Below are 19,209 nucleotides of genomic sequence, written 5' to 3' on the forward strand. Positions count from 1 at the left end.
GGCGGGTCAATCGTGGATTGCAAGGTCACCCGGTCGGATAGCCTGGGAAAATGTTGACCGAAGTCACCGCGATCCGATATGTCACGCCCTTGCGTGAGGGCGGATCGCTGCCGGGCATCGTCGAGGCCGACGATCTGGGCACCTACGTCATGAAGTTCACCGGCGCCGGGCAGGGCCGCAAGACCCTCGTCGCCGAGGTCGTCTGCGGTCAGCTGGGCCGTCGGCTGGGGCTGCGGGTGCCGGATCTGGTGCGGATCCAGCTGGACCCGGTGATCGGTCTGAGCGAACCGGACCAGGAGGTGCAGGAGCTGCTCAAGGCCAGTGGCGGGCTCAACCTCGGCATGGACTACCTCCCCGGGTCGCTCGGCTTCGATCCGCTCGCCTTCGAGGTGGGCGCGGAGGAGGCCGGGCGGGTCGTGTGGTTCGACGCGCTCATCGGCAATGTGGACCGCTCCTGGCGCAACCCCAACCTGCTGGTCTGGCACGGGCGGATGTGGCTCATCGACCATGGCGCCACGATGATCTGGCACCACGGCTGGCGCGGACTGGACAAGGCCGCCACCAAGCCGTACGACGCCTCCGACCACGTCCTCGCGCCGTTCGCGCCGGACGTCGCCGCGGCCGGCCGGGCCCTGGCGCCGCGGATCACCGAGGAACTGCTCACCGAAGTGGTGGCGGACGTCCCCGACGAATGGCTGACCGACGAGCCGGGCTTCGACGGCCCGGACGCGGTGCGCCGTGCCTATGTCGAGGTGCTGCTGGAGCGGGCGGCCACGGTGGGGCAGCGGATCACGCTGGGGGAGCAGCGCACCGGTGAGGGGCCGTCCAGGGCCCCCGAGTGGCTGCGGGTGTGGGTCGACGGAAAGGCGTCGCGGTGAGCGGGTTCCACAACGGCCGGGATGTCTTCGAATACGCCGTGCTGCGGGTCGTCCCCCGGGTCGAGCGGGGCGAGCGGATCAACGCGGGCGTGGTCGTCTACTGCCGCGCCACCTCCTTCGTGGCGGCCCGGATCCATCTGGACGAGGACCGGCTGCGCGCCCTGGATCCCTCGGCGGACGTGCCCGCGGTACGGGCCGCGCTGCGCGCGGTCGAGTGTGTCTGCGGTGGGGGGGAACGGGCCGGTCAGGCGGCCGGGGAGGACGCGGGGCGGCGCTTCCGCTGGCTTGTGGCGCCGCGCTCCACGGTGGTCCAGCCGGGGCCGGTGCACACGGGTCTGACGGCGGACGCGGAGGCGGAGGTCGAGCGGTTGCTCGACCTGCTGGTGCGGTGACGCATCGGCGCAAAGCGCGCGGAGGTGAGCGAGCCCATAAGGGCGGTCGTTGACAGGCGGTGGCGGGCCTCATAGCGTCTCGTGCGCAGGAGAGACTAAGCGGTTGCTCACTCCCGGGACCGGGGCGGTGAGCCGCCATCGATGCGAGGGAGAGCCCGCATATGTCCACCACCGAGCAGCGCGTTGCCATCGTGACGGGCGCGGCCCGCGGTATCGGCGCGGCGACCGCCGTGCGCCTGGCCGAGGAGGGCCGCGTCGTCGCCGTGCTCGACCTCGACGAGGGGGCCTGTGCGGCCACCGTGGAGAAGATCACCGAGGCGGGCGGCAAGGCCATCGCCGTGGGCTGCGATGTGTCGGACGCCGAGCAGGTCGACGCCGCCGTCGCGCGGGTCACCGAGGAGCTCGGCGCGCCGACCATCCTCGTCAACAACGCGGGTGTGCTCCGCGACAATCTGCTGTTCAAGATGAGCGAGTCGGACTGGGACACCGTGCTGAACGTGCATCTGCGGGGCGCGTTCCTGATGTCGCGCGCCTGCCAGAAGCACATGGTGGACGCGGGCTTCGGCCGGATCGTCAACCTCTCCAGCAGCTCGGCGCTGGGCAACCGCGGCCAGGCCAACTACGCCGCGGCCAAGGCCGGAATGCAGGGCTTCACCAAGACCCTCGCCATCGAACTCGGCAAGTTCGGCGTCACCGCCAACGCCGTGGCGCCCGGTTTCATCGCCACCGACATGACCGCCGCGACCGCCGAGCGCGTCGGCATGGGCTTCGAGGACTTCCAGAAGGCGGCCGCGAGCCAGATCCCGGTGCAGCGCGTCGGAGAGCCCGCCGACATCGCCAACGCGATCGCCTTCTTCACCGGGGAGGCGGCCGGTTTCGTCTCCGGCCAGGTCATGTACGTGGCCGGCGGCCCGCTCAACTGATCAGGAGTCACGCACCACATGACCGCGCAGATACAGGACAGCGGCAAGGCCGCGCTCATCACCGGGGCGAGCCGGGGGATCGGCTACGCCATCGCCGAGGCGATGGTGGCCCGTGGCGACAAGGTGTGCATCACCGGGCGCAACGAGGAGGCGCTCAAGGAGGCCGTGGAGCGGCTCGGGGCCGACCACGCGATCTATGTCGCCGGGAAGGCCCATGACCAGGCACACCAGGCGGCCGCCGTCGAGCGGACGATGGAGGCGTTCGGCCGGGTCGACCACCTGGTGAACAACGCCGGCACCAACCCGGTCTACTCGCCCATAGCCGATCTCGACCTCGATGTGATCCGTAAGGTCTTCGAGACCAATGTCGTCTCGGCACTGGGCTTCGCCCAGCGGACCTGGAAGGCCTGGCAGCAGGAGAACGGCGGCACGATCGTCAACATCGCCTCGCTCGCCGGGATGTCGTCCTCGCCGTTCATCGCGGCATACGGCGTCAGCAAGGCCGCCATGATCAACCTCACGGTGCAGCTCGCCCAGGAGTTCGCCCCGCGGGTGCGGGTCAACGCCATCTCCCCGGCGGTGGTGAAGACCAAGTTCGCCACCGCCCTGTACGAGGGGCGGGAGGAGGAGGCCGCCGCGGCCTATCCGCTGAAGCGGCTCGGCGTGCCGGAGGACATCGGGGGCGCGGCGGCGTTCCTCACCTCCGACCAGTCGGCGTGGGTCACCGGCCAGACGCTCGTGGTGGACGGTGGCATCCTCCTGGGCGCCGGGCTCGGCTGACCGGCGCCCGGTCCGGCCTCCGGGCCGCCCCGGTACGGCCCCGCGCCGCTGAAGTGGCCCGGGCGCGTGTGAGGCGTTGTCAGTGGCCGCCGGTAGGTTCTGTGCCCGTAAGACGGAAACACCGACCGGAGGTTGAAGACGTGCCCTATGTGCTGCCCGAGTCCTGGCGCGGGGTCCTCGGCGAGGAGCTGGAGAAGCCCTATTTCAAGGAGCTCACCGAGTTCGTCGAGGAGGAGCGGGCCAAGGGGCCGGTGTACCCGCCGCGTGAGGAGGTGTTCGCCGCCCTGGAGGCCACGCCGTTCGACCAGGTGAAGGTGCTCGTCCTCGGGCAGGACCCGTACCACGGCGAGGGCCAGGGCCACGGTCTGTGCTTCTCGGTGCGGCCCGGCGTCAAAACCCCGCCGTCGCTGCGGAACATCTTCAAGGAGATGAAGGAGGAGCTCGGCCACCCGGTGCCCGACAACGGCTATCTGATGCCCTGGGCCGAGCAGGGTGTGCTGCTGCTCAACGCGGTGCTGACGGTCCGGGGCGGCGAGGCCAACTCCCACAAGAGCAAGGGGTGGGAGAAGTTCACCGACGCGGTGATCCGCGCGGTGGCCTCGCGCCCCGATCCGGCCGTCTTCGTGCTCTGGGGGAACTACGCCCAGAAGAAGCTGCCGCTGATCGACGCGTCGCGGCACGCGGTGGTGAAGGGGGCGCACCCGTCCCCGCTGTCCGCGAAGAAGTTCTTCGGGTCGCGCCCCTTCACCCAGATCGACGAGGCGGTCAAGGCCCAGGGCCACACCCCGATCGACTGGCGGATCCCGGACCTCGGCGCCTGACCGGGGCTAGAGCGTGTAGTCGAAGCTGTAGGGGATCTCGGACTCCCCCCGGACGACGGAGAAGGTGCCCGATCCGGTGAGCCCGGTCAGCTCGCCGGTGCCGGATCCGGGCACCACCTCGAAGGTGCAGCGGACGGTCGCTTCCTCGCCCCAGCTGCCGTGCTGCACCACGACGAAGCTGCCCGCGCGCCCGTCGAGGGTGCCGGTCAGCAGCTCGTAGCCGCAGCAGACGCCGGTCTTGTCGGGCAGATAGGTGATGGCGTACTGGCAGCTGGTCCGCGGTGCCTCGATACCGCCCGAGAAGGCGTTCGTGACCACGGCGCGGGCGAGCTTGGCACCGCCTTCGGCGCCCTCGGTGCCCTCGGTCTCCTCGAGGGCCGTCTCCTGCCAGTCGGCGTAGGTGAAGTGGCCGGTGGTGTGCGTGGTCATGGTGGGTCCTTTCCGGGGCCGGGATCGGCTGCGGACGCCACTCTGGCCGCCGTACCTGACATCTTCTGTCAGGTACGGCGGCCACAATGGACCGTATGCGCGCCGACCGCCTTCTCTCACTGCTCCTGCTGCTGCAGAACCGGGGCCGGATGACCGCGCCCGAGCTCGCCGCCGAGCTGGAGGTCTCGGTGCGCACCGTCTACCGCGATGTGGAGGCGCTGAGCGCCTCCGGGGTGCCGGTCTACGCCGACCGGGGCCCGGCCGGGGGCTTCCGGCTGCTCGACGGCTACCGCACCCGGCTGACCGGGCTCACCGGCGACGAGGCCGACTCGCTCTTCCTCGCCGGGATGCCGGGCCCGGCCGCCGAGCTGGGCCTGGGCGCCGACCTCACCACGGCCCAGCTCAAGCTGCGGGCCGCGCTCCCGGCCGAGCTGGGGGAGCGGTCCCGGCGGATCCAGGAGCGCTTCCACCTCGACGCGCCGGGCTGGTTCCGGGACGCCGAGCCGGTGCCCCATCTGGCGGCGGCCGCCGGGGCCGTATGGGAGCGGCGCGTCCTGCGGGTGCACTACCGCCGCTGGCGCGGCGAGGTGCGGCGCGAGCTGTGCCCGCTGGGCCTCGTCCTCAAGGGCGGCATCTGGTACCTGGTGGCGCGGGTCGAGGATTCCGTGCGCAGCTACCGGGTGTCGCGGATCCTCGACGCCGAGGTGCTGGAGGAGGTCTTCGAGCGGCCCGCCGGATTCGACCTCGCCGCCTCCTGGGCGGAGTCGTCCCGCCGGCTGGAGTCCCTGCGCTTCCAGGGCGAGGCCGCGCTCCTGCTCTCCGAGCGCGGGGTGAAGCTGCTCCCGATGCAGTTCGGGGCGGTGGGCGCGGAGGCGGTCGCCGCGGCGGGCCCGCCCGACGACGAGGGGCGACGGCGTGTCGTCCTCCCCGTGGAGTCGCTGCCGGTCGCGGTCCACGACATGCTGCGGCTGGGCACCGACGCCGAGGTGCTGGGCCCGCCCGAGCTGCGGTCGGCCGTCGCCCGCGCCGTCGCCGAACTGGCCCGCCGCTACGGCCCGCCGGACGACACCCCTTAGGGCCTGTCCGGACCCTGAGGCCCCGCCGCGCCACGACACGCCGAGCGGCGCGGGCGCGGGCGGCTAGGGTCTGTCGTCAAAGGGGGCGCCCGCCCTGCTCGCGGGCGGGCGCCCCCTTTGACGACAGACCCTGGCGTCGTCCGAAAGACGGGAGGCGGCGATGGCGGAAGCGCGGCAGCAGGCGCCGGAGGGCGATGCCGTACTGACCCGGATCGGGCAGGCGGTCATGCTGCACCGGGGCGGCGACCGGGAGGAGGCGCGCAATCGCCTCGCCGCGCTGTGGCGGGAGATCGAGCGGGACGGCGCCCCGTTCCACCGCTGCGCCCTCGCCCACTATCTGGCCGACACCCAGGACGATCCGCTCGACGAGCTGATCTGGGACCTGCGGGCGCTCGCCGCCGCCGACGGACTCACCGGGGCCCTGGCGCCGAGGGCGTTCCTGCCCTCCCTCCACCTCAATGTGGCCGCGGGCCATCTGAAGCTGGGCCAGGTGGAGGCGGCCCGGGGGCAGCTGGCGCTGGCGCGCGAGGCCGCCGGAGCGCTCGGGGAGGATCCGTACGGCGACGGGGTGCGGGCGGCCATCCTGCGGCTGACGCTGGTCCTGGAGGGTGCCGTCGAGGACTGAAGGGTCCGGCGCCCGGAAGACTCTCGTCAGGTAGCAGGGGTGGGCTGGGTGCCCCGGTGAGGTGGACGGCTAGGCCGCCTCCGCCAGTTCCTCCCAGCGGTCGGCGAGCGCCTGGAGTTCGACGACGAACCGTTCGCGCTCCGCCTCGTCGAAGGACTCCAGGAGGATCTTGTCGAGCCTGCGCGCCCGGTGGTTCGCCTGCTGAAGGGCCTCTTTGCCCGCGTCGGTCAGGTAGAGCAGTTTGCGACGGCCGTCCGCGGCCGCGGTCTTCCGGGCGAGCAGACCGCGGTTCTCCAGCCGGCGGGCCACATCGGCCATGGTGGAGGTGTCCAGGGCGACGGCGGCGGCCATGGAACGCTGGTCCTGGCCGGGATGGGCCTCCACGGTCTGCAGCACCGCGAACTGAGGGCCGGTGAGGACTGGGTCCACCTCCCGTGCCCACACGGCGAGATACGCCTGGTAGAGACGGCGGACCTGATAGCCGGGCGCGGCTGTCAGGACAGTGGGCGCCTCCGGCCCGGTTTGGGCGGGCGGGGTGGGATCAGTCATAGAACCTACTTAAGCACGCACGGTTGACGCCGAGGGACAGCGGGGCGGGCGCCGGTGCACCCTCCGGCACCGGCCGTGGCCTCACCGACCGGTACCGAGGTGGATCGGTCCCGTACCGACGGCGCCGCTGCCGGCCGTCGTTCCGGCGGCGTTCCCGGAGGGGCGGGAGACCCGGCCGCCGAGCAGGCTCCCGGCGCCGGGCACGACGGGCGGCAGCCCGAGCGCGGTCAGGATGCGGAATGCGGTGGAGGTGGCCGCCGACAGCACGGGCAGCCCCGCCTCGTCCTCGACGGGCTGGATCGACGCCAGCGACGGCATCTGCACGCAGGCCGACAGCACCAGCGCGTCGGCCCGGCCCAGGTTCAGGCGGCGCCAGTGCGCACGGAGATCGGCGGGGTCCAGGCGGGCCACCGCCAGGTTGTCCGGGACTTCGAGGCTGAGCGCGTCGACCACCTCGATCCCGGCGTCCTCGATGTAGTCGACCACCTTGGCGGTGAGCTCCTTCATATACGGCGTGATGATCGCGACCCGGCGGGCGCCGAGCGCCTCGACGCCGCTGAGCAGGGCGCCGGCGCTGGAGACCACGGGAGCCCGGGAGCCCTCGGCCCGCAGCGCGGAGGTGATGTCGGCCTCCGCCACACAGTGGTGGCCCGGCCCCTGCGCCATGATGGCGACCAGGCAGGCGGTGGCGACGACATCGGGCCGCGCGTCGGCCAGTTCGAGGGCGGCCCGCTCGGTCTGCGCGTTCATATCGCGCAGCTCGTCCGGGGTGACGTGCTTCATCCGCATCCGGCTGCTGTGGAAGACGAAGCGGTCGTCGGGCGCGATGGACTCCCGCGCGTTGAGCATCCGGGGGAGCTCGGTCTCCATCGTCAGGTTGGAGCTGGGCACGATCAGCCCGATGTGATGGTCTGCCATGGGATGGGTCCTCCGAAACGGGGCGGTGGGCACCGGTCAGGCGGCCGGGGAGAGGATGGTCCGGAGCACGTCGCGGAGCGTCGCGGTGGCGATCGCCGGGGCGTCCCAGAAGATCATGTGGCCGGCGCCGGGGATCTGGTGCAGTGGTACCGCCGGATTGCTCTCGGCGGCCTCCCGCGCCCCTTCCGCCGTCACGACGGGACTGCCGGCCCCGTAGAGCAGGTGGGCCGGTCCGGGCACCCGGGGCCACCAGTCGAAGAAGTCCTCGTGTTCGAAGCCGTGGTGCGTGGCCACGATGGCCTCCTCGGCGCAACTGGACAGCCAGCGGGCCCGCAGTTCCTGTTCGCGCCGCGGCCAGGTGGGCCAGGAGGCGGCCACCTCGTCGGCGTCCGTTCCGCGCCGGGCTTCGGAGAGCTGCCGCAGGAACACCTCCCGGGCGGTGGGGTACGGTCCGCGATCCGGGCCGCTCATCGGCGGGTCGGCCAGCACGGTGCCGCGCAGGGGCACCTTGGCCCGCACCGCGACGGCCGCCGCGATCCGCGCGCCCATGGAGTGACCGAGGAGCAGCGGACGGTCGAGGCCGAGGTGGGTGATGAGGGCCTCGGTGTCCTCGGCGTACTCCGCCAGCCCGTAGCCGTCGCCCTCGTCCGAGAGACCCCGGCCGCGTACGTCCAGCACCACCGGCCTGACCAGGTCGGTCAGTTCGCGTGCCACGAAGTCCATGGTGACCGCGGGACTGGTGATACCGGGCAGGACGACCAGCGCCGGCCGGTCGCCGCCGTAGTCGAGGGCGTGCAGCCGCACCTCTCCGGAGCGTGCCCACCGGCTTGTGGCCGGTACATCGGCCAGATCGGCGAGCGCGCTCTGCAGGACCGAACGCCGTGTCATGTGCTGTCTCCTCGTCGATGGGAACGCCGGGCCGCTCGAGGAGCCGCCGGGGCGGGAACGGAGCCGATGTAGCCGACGGCGTCCTCGAGGGTGACGACGTCGCCGTACTTGGCCTGGATGTCGAAGAGCGCCGCGTCCGCCGGCCCCTCGGCCCGGTCGCCCACGCAGTCACGGGGCACCAGCACCGGGAAGCCCGACTGGACGGCGTCGACCACGGTGGCCCGCACACAGCCGCTCGTGGTGGCGCCGCACACCACGACGGTGTCGCGGTCCAGACCGGTCAGGGTCGCGGCGAGGCTCGTGCCGAAGAAGGCCGAGGCCCCCTTCTTCACCACCAGCTGATCATGTTCCGGCCGCATGGGCAGCCGCGGGTCGATGGCCACGGCATCACTGCCCTCGACCAGGGCGCGCATACCGGGAGCCTTGCGCAGCCAGGTGATCGCGTCACCGGACGCCTCGGCCTCGGTGTAGGCGATCGCGGTGAAGATCACCGGCACCTCCACCGGCCGGGCCGCCTCGATCAGACGCGTGGTGGCGGCCACGACCTCGGAGAGGTCGGCACCCGAGGGATACGAGTCCTCGGTGAAACCCCGGGTCAGGTCCACCACGACGATCGCCGGACGGCTGCCGCGCCGCACCGCGGCACCGAAGCCGGCCCGCTGGTAGGTGCGGTTGGTGGTGAGGCCGTACAGTCCGCCGCTCATCGGCGCCTCCCCAGCAGCCAGCCGGGAACGAACCCGACCAGGAACGCGGCCGCGACCGGGCCGTACTTCTTCAGCAGCGGGCCCGCGATCAGCACCATTCCATTGAGCTCACCCGGCGCCTCGGCGGGCGCGCCGACCGCGGGAGCGGACGCGGCGGGCGCCACGCCGGAGGCGGGGGACGCTGCCGCGCCATCCTGCTGAAGGAGCAGATTGCCGAGGTTCTGGGCGAACTGCTGGAGGATCTTGTCGGACACGGCCCCAATGGCCCCCTTGCCGAACTGGGCGATCTTGCCCCGGATCACCAGGTCGGTGGAGAGGTTCAGCTGGGCGCCGCCCTCGGCCGGGACGACCTCCAGGGAGACCTCGGCCTCGGCGTCGCCGCTGCCGTGGGTGTCGGCGCCGCTGGCGTGGACACGCAGCCTCCGCTTTTCGGCGTCGACCTCCAGGAAGCGCACGGTGCCGGCATAGGCGGCCGAGATCGGGCCCACCTTGATCTTGACGGCGCCGCGCCAGGCATCGCCGTCACGGCCTTCGAGAGCGGCGCCTGGCATACAGGACGCCACCCGTTGGACGTCTTCGAGCAGCGCGAACACCGCGTCGGGCTCGGCTTGGACGGAAACGGTATTGATCAGTTGCATGAGTCCTCCTCGGCGCCCATGGCCCGCTGAGCGCGCCGGGCGGTCGCACAGGCGTCGATCGCCTCGACGATGGTCTGGTAGCCGGTGCACCGGCACAGGTTCGCGGCGACGACCTCCCTGATGTCCTCCTTGCTCGCCTCCGGCCGCTCCGCGAGGAACCCCTGGGCCAGCATCAGAAAGCCGGGGGTGCAGAAGCCGCACTGCAGGCCGTGGTGGGTGGTGAAGGCCCGCTGGAGATCGCTGAGCTCCCCGGTGCCGGAGTCGGCGAGGGATTCGACGGTGGTGATCCGCGCTCCCTCCGCCTGGGCGGCGAACATCAGACAGGCCCGGACCGGGAGCCCGTCGACGAGCACGGTGCAGGCGCCGCAGATCCCGTGCTCGCAGCCGACGTGGGTGCCGGTCAGCCGCAGATCGTGGCGGAGCACGTCCACCAGGGTGCGGCGCGGCGCCGTGATCACCTCGTATGACGTGCCGTTGACGTCGAGCGTGATGAGCTGGACGTCGTCGCCCAGGCCGGTGGTGTCGTTCATGGTGTCTGCTCCGGTGTGCGGGGGGTCAGGGCACGGTGGACCGTCTCCGGTGTGATGGGCGTGTTGTCCAGTTCGACGCCGGTGGGCCGCAGCGCGTCGTTGACGGCGTTGAGTACGGCGGCGGGGGCCCCGATGGTGCCGCCCTCGCCGGCGCCCTTGGCCCCCGTCGCGGTGAAGGCGCACGGGGTCTCCAGATGGTGGATCACCACCTCCGGGATCTCATGGGCGGTGGGCACCTTGTAGTCCATGAAGCTGGTGGCCGACGGCTCGCCCTGGGCGTCGTAGGTGATCTGCTCGAAGAGCGCCCCCGAGATGCCCTGTGCGATGCCGCCCCGGCACTGCCCCTCCACCACCTGCGGATTGACGGCGACACCGCAGTCCTCGACGCAGAAGTAGGCGAGGATCTCCACCTGCCCGGTGCCCTCGTGCAGTTCCACCACCACCCCGTGGGTGGCATTGGAGAACGTGCCGTCGTTGTGGACGTCGAAGACGGCGGTGGCGGTGAGGCCCGGGTCGATGTCCTTGGGCAGCAGATGCGACTTGAGATAGGCGATATCGGCCAGGTGCTCGTAGGCGAGGGCGACATCCGGGTCGTCGCGCCGGCGGACCCGGCCCCGGTCCAGTTCGGTGTCCTCCGGGGGGATGTCCCACTCGGCGGCGGCGATGGCGCGGAGCTTCTCGCCGAGCTTGCCCGCCGCCATACGTACGGCACTGCCGCCGATCGCGATCGAGCGGCTGGCGAAGGTGCCCCAGCCGTAGGTGATGCGGTCGGTGTCGCCCTGGTGCAGTTTGACCTTGGCGATGTCGAGGCCGAGCGTATCGGCGACGATCTGCGCCATGGTCGTCTCATGGCTCTGCCCATGGCTGATGGTGCCGGTGGTGGCGGTGACCGCGCCGCTGGTGTCCATCCGGACCTCGGCGAGGTCGAACCCGGGCACGACCTCCATCTTGCGCTGGGCGAAGGCGGCGGAGCCGTAGCCGGTGCGCTCGCTGAAGCAGCTGTAGCCGATCCCGATGTGCCGGCCCTCGGCCGTGGCCGCGGCCTGCCGGTCGTACCAGCCCGCCTCGCGCAGCGCCCGCTCGCACAGGTCGAGGGATTCCAGATAGGAGCCGGGGTCGTAGGTGATGTTGTTGACGCCGGTGTACGGGAAGTCGGTGATGACGTTGCGGCGCCGGATCTCCACCGGGTCCAGGCGCAGTTCGCGGGCGGCGCGCTCCATGAGCCGCTCCATGGCCATGACGTACTGCGGGCGGCTCACGCCCCGGTAGGGGGCGGTGGGCGCCTTGTTGGTGGTGATCGCCCGGCCGCGCACCCGGTAGGCGGGGACCTTGTAGACGCCGGGCATCTCGGCGGAGGCCATCAGCGGCTCGATGCCGGCCGTGAACGGATAGCAGGAGTAGGCGCCCATGTCGCACACCACGTCCGCGTCGAGGCCGAGGATCCTGCCGTCGGCGTCGAAGGCGGCGCGTGCGGCGTAGTGCTGTTCCCGGGCGAGGAATGAGGCGGACAGGGCGTCCTTGCGGTCCTCGATCCACTTGACCGGCCGGCCGAGCCGCAGCGCGGCCGCCGCGGTGGCGATCTCCTCGCGGCCGACCACGCACTTGAGGCCGAAACCGCCACCCATGTCCGGGACGATCACCCGCACCGCGCGCTCGTCCAGTCGCAGGCAGCGGGAGGCCACGGTCCGCACCTGGTGCGGAGTCTGGGTGCAGGTGTGCAGGACGAGCTGTTCCTCCCGGGCGTCCCACTGCGCCACCGCGCCACGCGTCTCCAGCGGCAGGGCGTTCTGCCGGCCGGTTCGCACATCGACGTGGACCACGCAGGGCGCCTGGTCGAAGATCTCGTCGATGCCCTCGGTGGCGAACAGGCCGACGTCGACCAGGGTGTTCCCGGCGGCCTCCGCATGCACCCGCGGAGCGTCGGGTGCGAGGGCCTGTTCCTCGCAGGTGATGGGCGGCAGGGGCGCGTACGTCACCTTGGCGGCCTCCAGGCCGTCCTCGGCGAGGTAGGGGTCGCGGGCGACGACCACGGCGACGGGCTCGCCGACGTAGCGGACCCGGTCGCGGGCGAGGACGGGCATGGCGGTCGGCACGAACTCCGAGAGCGGGCGGCCGAGTTGGGCGGTGATGTCCCCCAGCTCCAGGTCGGCGGCGGTGAACGCGGCGACGACACCCGGGACCTGACGCACCCGCGTCAGATCGATCTCGGTGATCGTCCCATGAGCGACCGTGGAGCGGACGAACTGCGCGTGCAGCATGCCGGGCAGCTCGATGTCGTCGACGAAACGGCCACGTCCGGACAGCAGCCGGGGATCCTCGCGGCGCGCCACCGACCTGCCGACCAGCCGGTCGTCCTTGGCGGACGTCATCGTGACATCGCCTCCTCACAGGCTCGCTCGATCAGATTGCGGATGAGGTGCTTGCGGTAGTCGCCGCTGCCGTTCGCGTCACTCGGCGGATCCACGGCGGAGGCCGCCGCCTCCGCGCAGTCCCGGAACGAGCCGCCGGCCGCCAGCACGGCCTCCGCCTCGGGCACGCGTACCGGCATCGCGGCGACACCGCCCAGAGCCACCCGGCCGCCGCGGACGTCCTCGCCGTCGGTGGCCAGATCGACCGCGGCGGCGACGATGGCGAAGTCCCCGCGACGCTCGGCGAACTCGGTGAGCGCCGCGTGCGGCGCGGGGCGGGGGAAGACGATCTCCACGAGGATCTCGTCGGGGTCCAGCGCGGTGGTGTAGTAACCGAAGAAGAACTCACCGGCCGGGATGCGGCGCCGCCCGCGCGGGCCGTGGGCCACCAACTCGGCGTCGAGCAGCACGGCCAGCAGACACCACTCGGCGGTCGCGTCGCCGTGCGCGATGCTGCCGCCCACGGTGCCGCGGGTCCGGATCGGCAGATGGCCGATCCACCGCATGGCATCGCGGATGACCTCGAAACCCGCCCCGAGCCGGTCCGCGGGCGCGGTCTCCACCGTGTGATGGGTGGTGAGCGCCCCGATGTGCAGTCCGCCGTCGGCCGCGACCCCGAGATGGTCGAGTTCGCGCAGACCGGCGATGTCGACCAGGTGCCCCGGGCGGGCCAGCCGGAAGTTCATCATCGCGACCAGGCTCTGGCCGCCGGCGATGACCTTGGCCTCGTCGGACAGTTCGGCCAGGAGTGCCGTGGCGCCCTGGACGTCGCGCGCCCGGTGGTACTGGAAGGGAGCGGGCTTCATGTTTCTCCTGTCGTTTTCGAAGGCCGACCCGGGCGGCCCGGTCGGGGCGGGCTGCCCGTCAGCGCACCGGCTGACCGACGGCCGGCTCCGGGGACGCGGGGGCGGGCACCGCGGCCGGGTCGTCCTCGTCGAGGTCGCGTCCCTTGGTCTCGGGCGCCGCGAACGCCATCCAGATGACGGCCCCCAGGACGGCCACGGCCAGTACCCCGAACGTCAGCGGCAACCCCAGCAGCGGCCACATCACCGAGCCGAACAGCATCGGGGCGAAGCCGGTGAGCGCCCGGCTGAACGAGGACGCCCAGCCGAAGCCGCTGGCCCGCAGCGTGGTCGGGTACAGCTCGGAGACATAGGCGTACATGGCGGGGATGGTCAGCTGCATCAGGAAGCCGAAGACGCCGATGGCCACGATGGAACCCGTCGGCATGCGCATCACCAGCGCGAACACCACCAGTGCGAGCGAGGCGACCGGGGCCGAGACCCCTATGAGCCACTTCCGGCCGACCGTGTCCACCAGCACCGTGGAGGTCAGGACGCCGACGATGCCGACCGCGCTCATCAGCGTGGTGCTCATGAAGGCGGCCGTGTCGCCGAGGCCCTCCTCCTTGAGGATGGACGGCAGCCAGCTCAGGGCCGCGTAGTACACCAGCATGACGGTGGCGAAGAGCAGCCAGGCGGCGGAGGTGACGCGCGGGCTGAACTTCCAGACCGCGCGCAGCTGTTCGAGCGCGGCGCGGGGGCCGTTCCCCCCGGCCTCGGGCACCGGCGCGGGAATGACGTACGGCTCGGCGGGCGCACCCGTGCGGGCGACCAGATCGTCGATGACGGCCCGCGCCTCGGCTTCCCTGCCCTTCTTGCTGAGGTAGACGGGCGACTCCGGCACACCCCTGCGCACCCAGAACAGCAGCAGCGCCGGAACGCTCATCACGGTGAGCATCCACCGCCAGTTGCCTTCGAGGGGCAGCATGGCCGTCGAGACCAGACCGCACAGGGTCACGCCGATCGGCCACCAGGCGTCCAGCGCGGTCAGTACGCGTCCGCGGTACTTCGTCGGGGAGAACTCCGCCACCAGGGCGTAGTCGACGGGGATACAACCGCCCAGTCCGACACCGGCGATGAAGCGCAGGGCGAGGAAGATCCCGTAGTTCGGGGCCAGGGCACCGGCCACCGAGAACACCGCGAAGATCAGCAAGGTGACGCTGAAGGACTTCTTGCGTCCGATGCGGTCGGCGATCGCGCCCCAGATCACCGCGCCCACGGCCATGCCCACCAGATTGGCGGTGGCCACCAGACCTCGCTGGGAGAGGGAGAGGTGGAAGTGGTCGCCCAGCAGCGGCATCAGGAAGCCGTTGAGGGCGATGTCATACGCGTCGAAGAGGTAGCCGAGGCCGCCGATGATGAAGATCCTGCCCTGGACCCCCCATCTCCATGGGAGGTCCTGGACGATCCGGTCGCCTGTTTTCACTGTCGCTCCACGGGGTGTTCGGGGATGTGCCCGCGCGGGGCGACACCGAGGTGGATGAGCGGGAAGTGGCCCGAAGGGGGCAAGTGATGAGCGGGATGGGGGGTTGGGGAGAGGGATGGGGAGGGGGAGGGGAGGGGGTGGGGCGGGGAGGGTCCGGTCAGCGGGCGAAGCGGTAGTCGAAGGCGCCCAGGTCCGGGTCGTCGAGCGGGCTGCCGCTCCACAACCAGTGGTAGGAGACGTCGGATTCGCCGTCGAAGCCGCGCCGCAGCAGGGCGTCCCTGGCCTCCTGCTGAGGGCCGTCGGGGTAGTGGTAGAAGGTCTTGTTCTGCAGTGAGGCGTCCTGGACCATGCCGGCGTGTTTGGCTCGCCGGTCGACGTAGCGCCGCAGCGCGCCCTCGACGCCGTCGGTGTTGACACGGCCCAGTTCCTCGGCCAGTACGGCGGCGTCCTCCATGGCCTGGGAGGCCCCCTGGGCCTGGTAGGGCAGCATGGCGTGGCAGGCGTCGCCCAGGAGGGCCAGATGGCCGTCCATCCAGACCGGGTCGCGCCGGCGGTGATAGAGGGCGAAGGAGAGCACGTCCTCCTTGGCCTTGGACAGCATCGCCGCCGCCCGGTCGTCCCAGCCCTCGTAGGCGTTCACCAGGTCTTCCGCGGTGGCCGAGCCGGTCCATTTCTCGGCGACCTCGTCCGTGCACGGGACGCAGCCGACGACGTTGAGGTACTCGCCGCCGCGGATCATGTAGTGGACCAGGTGCCGGTCGGGGCCGTACCAGATGGTGCTCTGGAAGCGGTCCATCAGGAAGCGGGTGGCCGGATCGGCGGCGATGAGGTCGCCGGGGATGAGGGCCCGGAAGGCCATCTCGCCGGAGAACTGCAGGGTGTCCGGGAGGCCCATGAGGTCGCGGACCCGGGAGCGGATGCCGTCGGCGCCGATCAGCACGTCGGCTTCGAAGCGCCGGCCGTCATCGGTCACGGCCACCGGGCGACGGGGGTCGCTCCGGTCCAGTTCGCCGACCCGGCTCGAGGTGTGCAGTGCGACCACCGGGCCGGGGCCGGCCGGCTCGACGCAGGCGTCGGTGAGGACACCGTGCAGATCGGCCCGGTGGTAGTGCCAGTACGGCGCGTTGTAGTGCTGCTTGACGTAGTCACCGAGCTGGGTCAGCCCGATGATGCTGCCGTCCTTCCACCGGCGCCGCACCTGGTCCTGGGGCTCGGTGTGGATGGCCTCCAGTTGCTTGCGCAGACCCAGCCCGAGCAGGACCCGGCTCGCGTTGGGCGCCGTTTGGATACCCGCGCCGATCTCGCCGAACCGCGGTGCCTGCTCCAGCACGGTCACGTGATGGCCGCGCTGCCGCAGCGACAGCGCGGCGGTCATTCCGCCGAGCCCGCCGCCGACGATGACGACGTCGAGGGATTGGGTGGATGCCATCTTCTCTCCAGATGCAGGTGCGGCGGCGGGATCAGAAGTCGACGAGTCGGCCCGCGGTGACGACGTCCTGGCCGTCGACGGAGACGGTGCAGCCGCGCATGGCGATGTCGACGTGCGCATACGATTCGCGCTCGAGTACGGGGTGGGGTCCGGTGGACCACAGGAAGTTCCCGGCGAACGCCCGCGCGTCCATGCCCATCAGCTCTTCCTTGCCGTACAGGGCGGTGGCGAACCAGTCGGCGGTACGCATCAGGCCCCAGCCCATATGGGACAGGCTGCGTCCCCATGCGTCGTCCGCGTCGTCGAAGAAGGTGTTCAGCAGGTGGGCCTCGGCGCCACCGGACACCTTCTCGATGTTCCCGCCCGCGATCTCCAGAGTGACCGGCTGACGTACGTACTCCTTGAACGGCAGCAGGATGTCGCCCTCGGAGAGCACGATCCGGCCCTCGGAGAACCGCGGCCAGCACAGGACCATGGTGCTCGGCCAGTGGTCCCAGCGGCCCGGGTCGTCGGCGAAGCCCACCTGGAACTCCGGCTTGGAGCCCGGCAGTTCGATGGTCAGGTCGGTGCCGGCCTCGGAGGTCACCCGCATGACGGACGCGCTCTTCAGCAGGTTGACGCCCTTGAGCACCTCCGCCTTGTCCTCCGGCTTGGGCAGATTGCGGATGAGTACGTCGGGGGCGTCGCACACGAAGAGGATGCGGGTGCCCGTCCGCATGATCTCCTGCTGGAGCGGGGCGTGGATGAAGCCCTCCCGTGTGAGGTCCACGACGAGGTCGGCGGCCTTGAGCAGGTCCTGCGCGGCGGTGTCGCCGAGCACCGCGCTCAGACCGGGTCCGGCACCGGTGCGGGTGCTGTCCGAGGGCGACGGGTTGCCGCCGGGGACCGTGGCGGCGATGACGTGCGCGCCGCAGGCCTTGGCCGCGCCGAAGGCGGCCGCCACGTAGTCGCCGCGGCTGGTGGGCTCGGACAGGACGACGACGTGCTCATCGGGCTTGAGCTTGCACAGCTTCAGCTCCTGGGTGAACGCCTCGAGCAGGTCAACGGAGGTGAGGTCGAGCATGTCTCGCTCCTGGGGAGGGGGAAGGTGGCAGACGGCGATCGCACGGTCCGGGCAGACGTAGAGGTATAGATCCAGCCATGCGGCCAGGTGGCTTCATGGGGAGACGCGGGCCTCATGGGCGCCGCCGACGCAATTAATCCGAACGCGTACGATCTGGATCTGGCAAGGGGTACGGCCGAACTTTTTTGTGATCAGTCCACCTCCCGGGGTGGCCCCAGCGGCCGGAACACGCCTGCTGACCTTGTGTTTTCCCCAGGTGTCGGCCGTCTTTCCCGGCTTCACGAAGATGAACGAAAGATGATTGCGGCTGGCATGAAGCCTTGCGCCGAGAGTTCGTACGTGCTCGGATGGTTTCTGTTCACATCCGGATTGGGTGCCTCGCGTTGCCTCGCGATGGCTAGTTCTCGGCGGCGTGCCGCCTCCAAGGAGGGATCCTGCCCGGTGCCCCACGGGAACGCGCGAGGGCCGCGGGGCGCCTGCCCCGCGGCCCCGTCTGACACAGTGCCACTAAGCGGCCTCGCTGAAGTCCGGTGCGGTTCGGGTGCGCCCCGAAGGGGCGCGGGGAACTGCGCGACCGGCCACGACGGCGCCGCGGACGGCCGACGACGGATCGTGGTACTCCCAGTGGAGCGCTTACTCGCCGGTGACGCCGTCAATCCGCTCGCGGATCAGGTCGGCGTGGCCGTTGTGGCGGGCGTACTCCTCGATCATGTGGAGGTAGATCCAGCGCAGGTTGTAGTCCCCACGGCCGGGACGGCTGGCCACGTCGTCCAGGGAACGGCCCGCGGCGGCCTCCTTGGCCTTGGCGATCTCCTCCCGCCAGATGGTGAAGGCGGCCTCCGGGGTGTCCTCGCCGGTGAGGTGGAAATCCCCGTCCGGGTCCTCCTCGCTGTACCAGATCGGCCCTACGTCCTGCTGGGCGAGCACCCGGCGGAACCAGCTCCGCTCGACCTCGGCCATATGCCGTACGAGGCCGAGCAGGGTCAGCCCGGATGGCGGCGCCGACGCCTCGCGCAGCTGCTTGTCGTCCAGCCCCTCGCACTTGAGGGCGAGGGTCGCGCGGTGGAAGTCCAGCCATCCCTCCAGGCTGGTGCGTTCATCGGCGGTCCGGGGCGGGTCGGGGCGTTCTGTGGTTGTCATGGCGGTCATGATGGCTGCGGCGTCACCGTGACCGCCACGCGTTATTCGTGCAGCATCCCGCGCAGCAGCTCTCCGAACCCGGTGCGCAGCGCCGCGCGATCGGGTACGGCGTCGTGGTCGGCGCCCGCGGCGCAGCTGAACATCAGCCCCTCGCACCAGGCGGCCAGCGACCGCGCGTGCCGCCGGGGCTCGGTGGAGCCCAGTGCCGTCATCATCGCCTCGAGCGGCTCCCGGAAGCCGCGCCCCGTGGCGTCGTGGAACTCCCGCAGCTCGGGGCGGCGGGTCGCCTCCAGTGCGAGCTCGTAGCGGGCGATCAGCAGATCGCGCTGGGTGGTGAGCGAGCGGTGCAGGGCGAGCGCGAGCGTGTCGGCCAGTGCCGCGACCGGATCGGTTCCGTCCGGTGCCGCGTCGGCCGGGCGCGGCATCTCGTCGGGCGCCAGCACCTCCGCCTCCCGCCGGGCCAGCCGCCGGACCGCCGCCTTGAGCAGGGCGGCGCGGGTCCGGGCGTGGTTGGAGGTGGAGCCGAGCGGCAGCCCGGCCGCCTCGTCCACCGCGCGGTGCGTCAGCCCCCGCATCCCGCGCTCGGCCAGCAGCGCCAGCGCGGTGTCGGCGATCAGCTCGGCGCGGGACGCGCCGGACGCGGAGGCGGACGCGCCGGACGCGGAGGCGGACGGGGCGGCGCCGGAAGCGGAAGCGGCGGTTCGATCAGCGGTCATGGGGTCAACCTAAGCCCATCCGCCACGCGCACTA

21 protein-coding genes are annotated in these 19,209 nt (G+C 71.4%); 7 read left to right on the forward strand and 14 right to left on the reverse strand.

Features of this window, described 5'->3' with window-relative positions:
- The first annotated feature begins 50 nt into the window (after positions 1 to 50).
- The 5 genes from JK364_RS31585 to ung all read left to right on the forward strand — a co-directional run bounded on the left by JK364_RS31585 (position 51) and on the right by ung (position 3,794).
- Complete coding sequence (locus JK364_RS31585) at positions 51 to 878, forward strand: HipA family kinase (RefSeq protein WP_201854764.1); 828 nt, start codon at positions 51 to 53, stop codon at positions 876 to 878.
- A complete protein-coding gene (locus JK364_RS31590; protein WP_201854765.1) occupies positions 875 to 1,270 on the forward strand; it encodes a DUF3037 domain-containing protein in 396 nt (131 codons plus the stop codon). The genes JK364_RS31585 and JK364_RS31590 overlap by 4 nt, the downstream gene beginning before the upstream one ends.
- 161 nt (positions 1,271 to 1,431) lie before the next feature.
- A complete protein-coding gene (gene fabG, locus JK364_RS31595; protein ID WP_201854766.1) occupies positions 1,432 to 2,193 on the forward strand; it encodes a 3-oxoacyl-ACP reductase FabG in 762 nt (253 codons plus the stop codon).
- An 18-nt stretch (positions 2,194 to 2,211) separates the two neighbouring features.
- A complete protein-coding gene (locus tag JK364_RS31600; RefSeq protein WP_201854767.1) occupies positions 2,212 to 2,973 on the forward strand; it encodes an SDR family oxidoreductase in 762 nt (253 codons plus the stop codon).
- A 140-nt stretch (positions 2,974 to 3,113) separates the two neighbouring features.
- On the forward strand, positions 3,114 to 3,794 hold the full coding sequence (gene ung, locus JK364_RS31605) for a uracil-DNA glycosylase (protein WP_137976633.1): 681 nt from the start codon (positions 3,114 to 3,116) through the stop codon (positions 3,792 to 3,794).
- 6 nt (positions 3,795 to 3,800) lie between these two features.
- Here the strand turns inward: ung and JK364_RS31610 are convergent, their stop codons facing one another.
- Complete coding sequence (locus tag JK364_RS31610) at positions 3,801 to 4,223, reverse strand: DUF3224 domain-containing protein (protein ID WP_201854768.1); 423 nt, start codon at positions 4,221 to 4,223, stop codon at positions 3,801 to 3,803.
- 95 nt (positions 4,224 to 4,318) lie between these two features.
- Here JK364_RS31610 and JK364_RS31615 point away from each other — a divergent pair, with 95 nt between their 5' ends.
- Together JK364_RS31615 and JK364_RS31620 are read left to right on the forward strand one after the other, a co-directional pair.
- Entirely contained in the window at positions 4,319 to 5,299 is a 981-nt protein-coding gene (locus JK364_RS31615) for a helix-turn-helix transcriptional regulator (protein WP_230992798.1), read from the forward strand.
- A 160-nt stretch (positions 5,300 to 5,459) separates the two neighbouring features.
- Entirely contained in the window at positions 5,460 to 5,924 is a 465-nt protein-coding gene (locus JK364_RS31620) for a hypothetical protein (protein WP_201854770.1), read from the forward strand.
- Positions 5,925 to 5,993: 69 nt separating this feature from the next.
- Here JK364_RS31620 and JK364_RS31625 read toward each other — a convergent pair whose 3' ends face one another.
- The 13 genes from JK364_RS31625 to JK364_RS31685 all read right to left on the reverse strand — a co-directional run bounded on the left by JK364_RS31625 (position 5,994) and on the right by JK364_RS31685 (position 19,175).
- Complete coding sequence (locus JK364_RS31625) at positions 5,994 to 6,473, reverse strand: MarR family winged helix-turn-helix transcriptional regulator (protein ID WP_201854771.1); 480 nt, start codon at positions 6,471 to 6,473, stop codon at positions 5,994 to 5,996.
- A gap of 81 nt (positions 6,474 to 6,554) precedes the next feature.
- The gene (locus JK364_RS31630) at positions 6,555 to 7,391 is read right to left on the reverse strand and encodes a maleate cis-trans isomerase family protein (RefSeq protein WP_201854772.1); all 837 of its coding nucleotides are present in this window, start codon (positions 7,389 to 7,391) and stop codon (positions 6,555 to 6,557) included.
- Between the two features lie 36 nt (positions 7,392 to 7,427).
- Positions 7,428 to 8,279 carry an alpha/beta fold hydrolase gene (locus JK364_RS31635; RefSeq protein ID WP_201854773.1) on the reverse strand — a complete coding sequence of 284 codons (852 nt, stop codon included), beginning with the start codon at positions 8,277 to 8,279 and terminating at the stop codon, positions 7,428 to 7,430.
- Positions 8,276 to 8,983, reverse strand: coding sequence for an isochorismatase family protein (locus JK364_RS31640; RefSeq protein ID WP_201854774.1), 708 nt, complete (start codon positions 8,981 to 8,983; stop codon positions 8,276 to 8,278). The genes JK364_RS31635 and JK364_RS31640 overlap by 4 nt, the downstream gene beginning before the upstream one ends.
- A complete protein-coding gene (locus JK364_RS31645) occupies positions 8,980 to 9,621 on the reverse strand; it encodes an SRPBCC family protein (protein ID WP_201854775.1) in 642 nt (213 codons plus the stop codon). The genes JK364_RS31640 and JK364_RS31645 overlap by 4 nt, the downstream gene beginning before the upstream one ends.
- Complete coding sequence (locus JK364_RS31650) at positions 9,612 to 10,151, reverse strand: (2Fe-2S)-binding protein (RefSeq protein ID WP_201854776.1); 540 nt, start codon at positions 10,149 to 10,151, stop codon at positions 9,612 to 9,614. Before JK364_RS31650 ends, JK364_RS31645 begins: the two co-directional genes overlap by 10 nt.
- Positions 10,148 to 12,520, reverse strand: a complete 2,373-nt coding sequence (locus JK364_RS31655) for a xanthine dehydrogenase family protein molybdopterin-binding subunit (RefSeq protein ID WP_201854777.1) — start codon at positions 12,518 to 12,520, stop codon at positions 10,148 to 10,150. The genes JK364_RS31650 and JK364_RS31655 overlap by 4 nt, the downstream gene beginning before the upstream one ends.
- Positions 12,517 to 13,365 carry an FAD binding domain-containing protein gene (locus JK364_RS31660; protein WP_201854778.1) on the reverse strand — a complete coding sequence of 283 codons (849 nt, stop codon included), beginning with the start codon at positions 13,363 to 13,365 and terminating at the stop codon, positions 12,517 to 12,519. The genes JK364_RS31655 and JK364_RS31660 overlap by 4 nt, the downstream gene beginning before the upstream one ends.
- Before the next feature lie 58 nt (positions 13,366 to 13,423).
- Entirely contained in the window at positions 13,424 to 14,827 is a 1,404-nt protein-coding gene (locus JK364_RS31665) for an MFS transporter (RefSeq protein ID WP_201854779.1), read from the reverse strand.
- Positions 14,828 to 14,984: 157 nt separating this feature from the next.
- Positions 14,985 to 16,256, reverse strand: coding sequence for an FAD-dependent oxidoreductase (locus JK364_RS31670; protein ID WP_201854780.1), 1,272 nt, complete (start codon positions 16,254 to 16,256; stop codon positions 14,985 to 14,987).
- 31 nt (positions 16,257 to 16,287) lie between these two features.
- Complete coding sequence (locus JK364_RS31675; RefSeq protein WP_201854781.1) at positions 16,288 to 17,319, reverse strand: 2,5-dihydroxypyridine 5,6-dioxygenase NicX family protein; 1,032 nt, start codon at positions 17,317 to 17,319, stop codon at positions 16,288 to 16,290.
- A gap of 633 nt (positions 17,320 to 17,952) precedes the next feature.
- Positions 17,953 to 18,459 (reverse strand): DinB family protein, encoded by a 507-nt coding sequence (locus JK364_RS31680; protein ID WP_201854782.1) that lies wholly within the window; start codon positions 18,457 to 18,459, stop codon positions 17,953 to 17,955.
- 41 nt (positions 18,460 to 18,500) lie between these two features.
- Positions 18,501 to 19,175, reverse strand: a complete 675-nt coding sequence (locus JK364_RS31685) for a TetR/AcrR family transcriptional regulator (protein ID WP_201854783.1) — start codon at positions 19,173 to 19,175, stop codon at positions 18,501 to 18,503.
- Between the last annotated feature and the right edge of the window lie 34 nt (positions 19,176 to 19,209).

This window comes from Streptomyces endocoffeicus, from assembly GCF_016741935.1.
In the GTDB taxonomy this organism is placed as follows: Bacteria; Actinomycetota; Actinomycetes; order Streptomycetales; family Streptomycetaceae; genus Streptomyces; species Streptomyces endocoffeicus.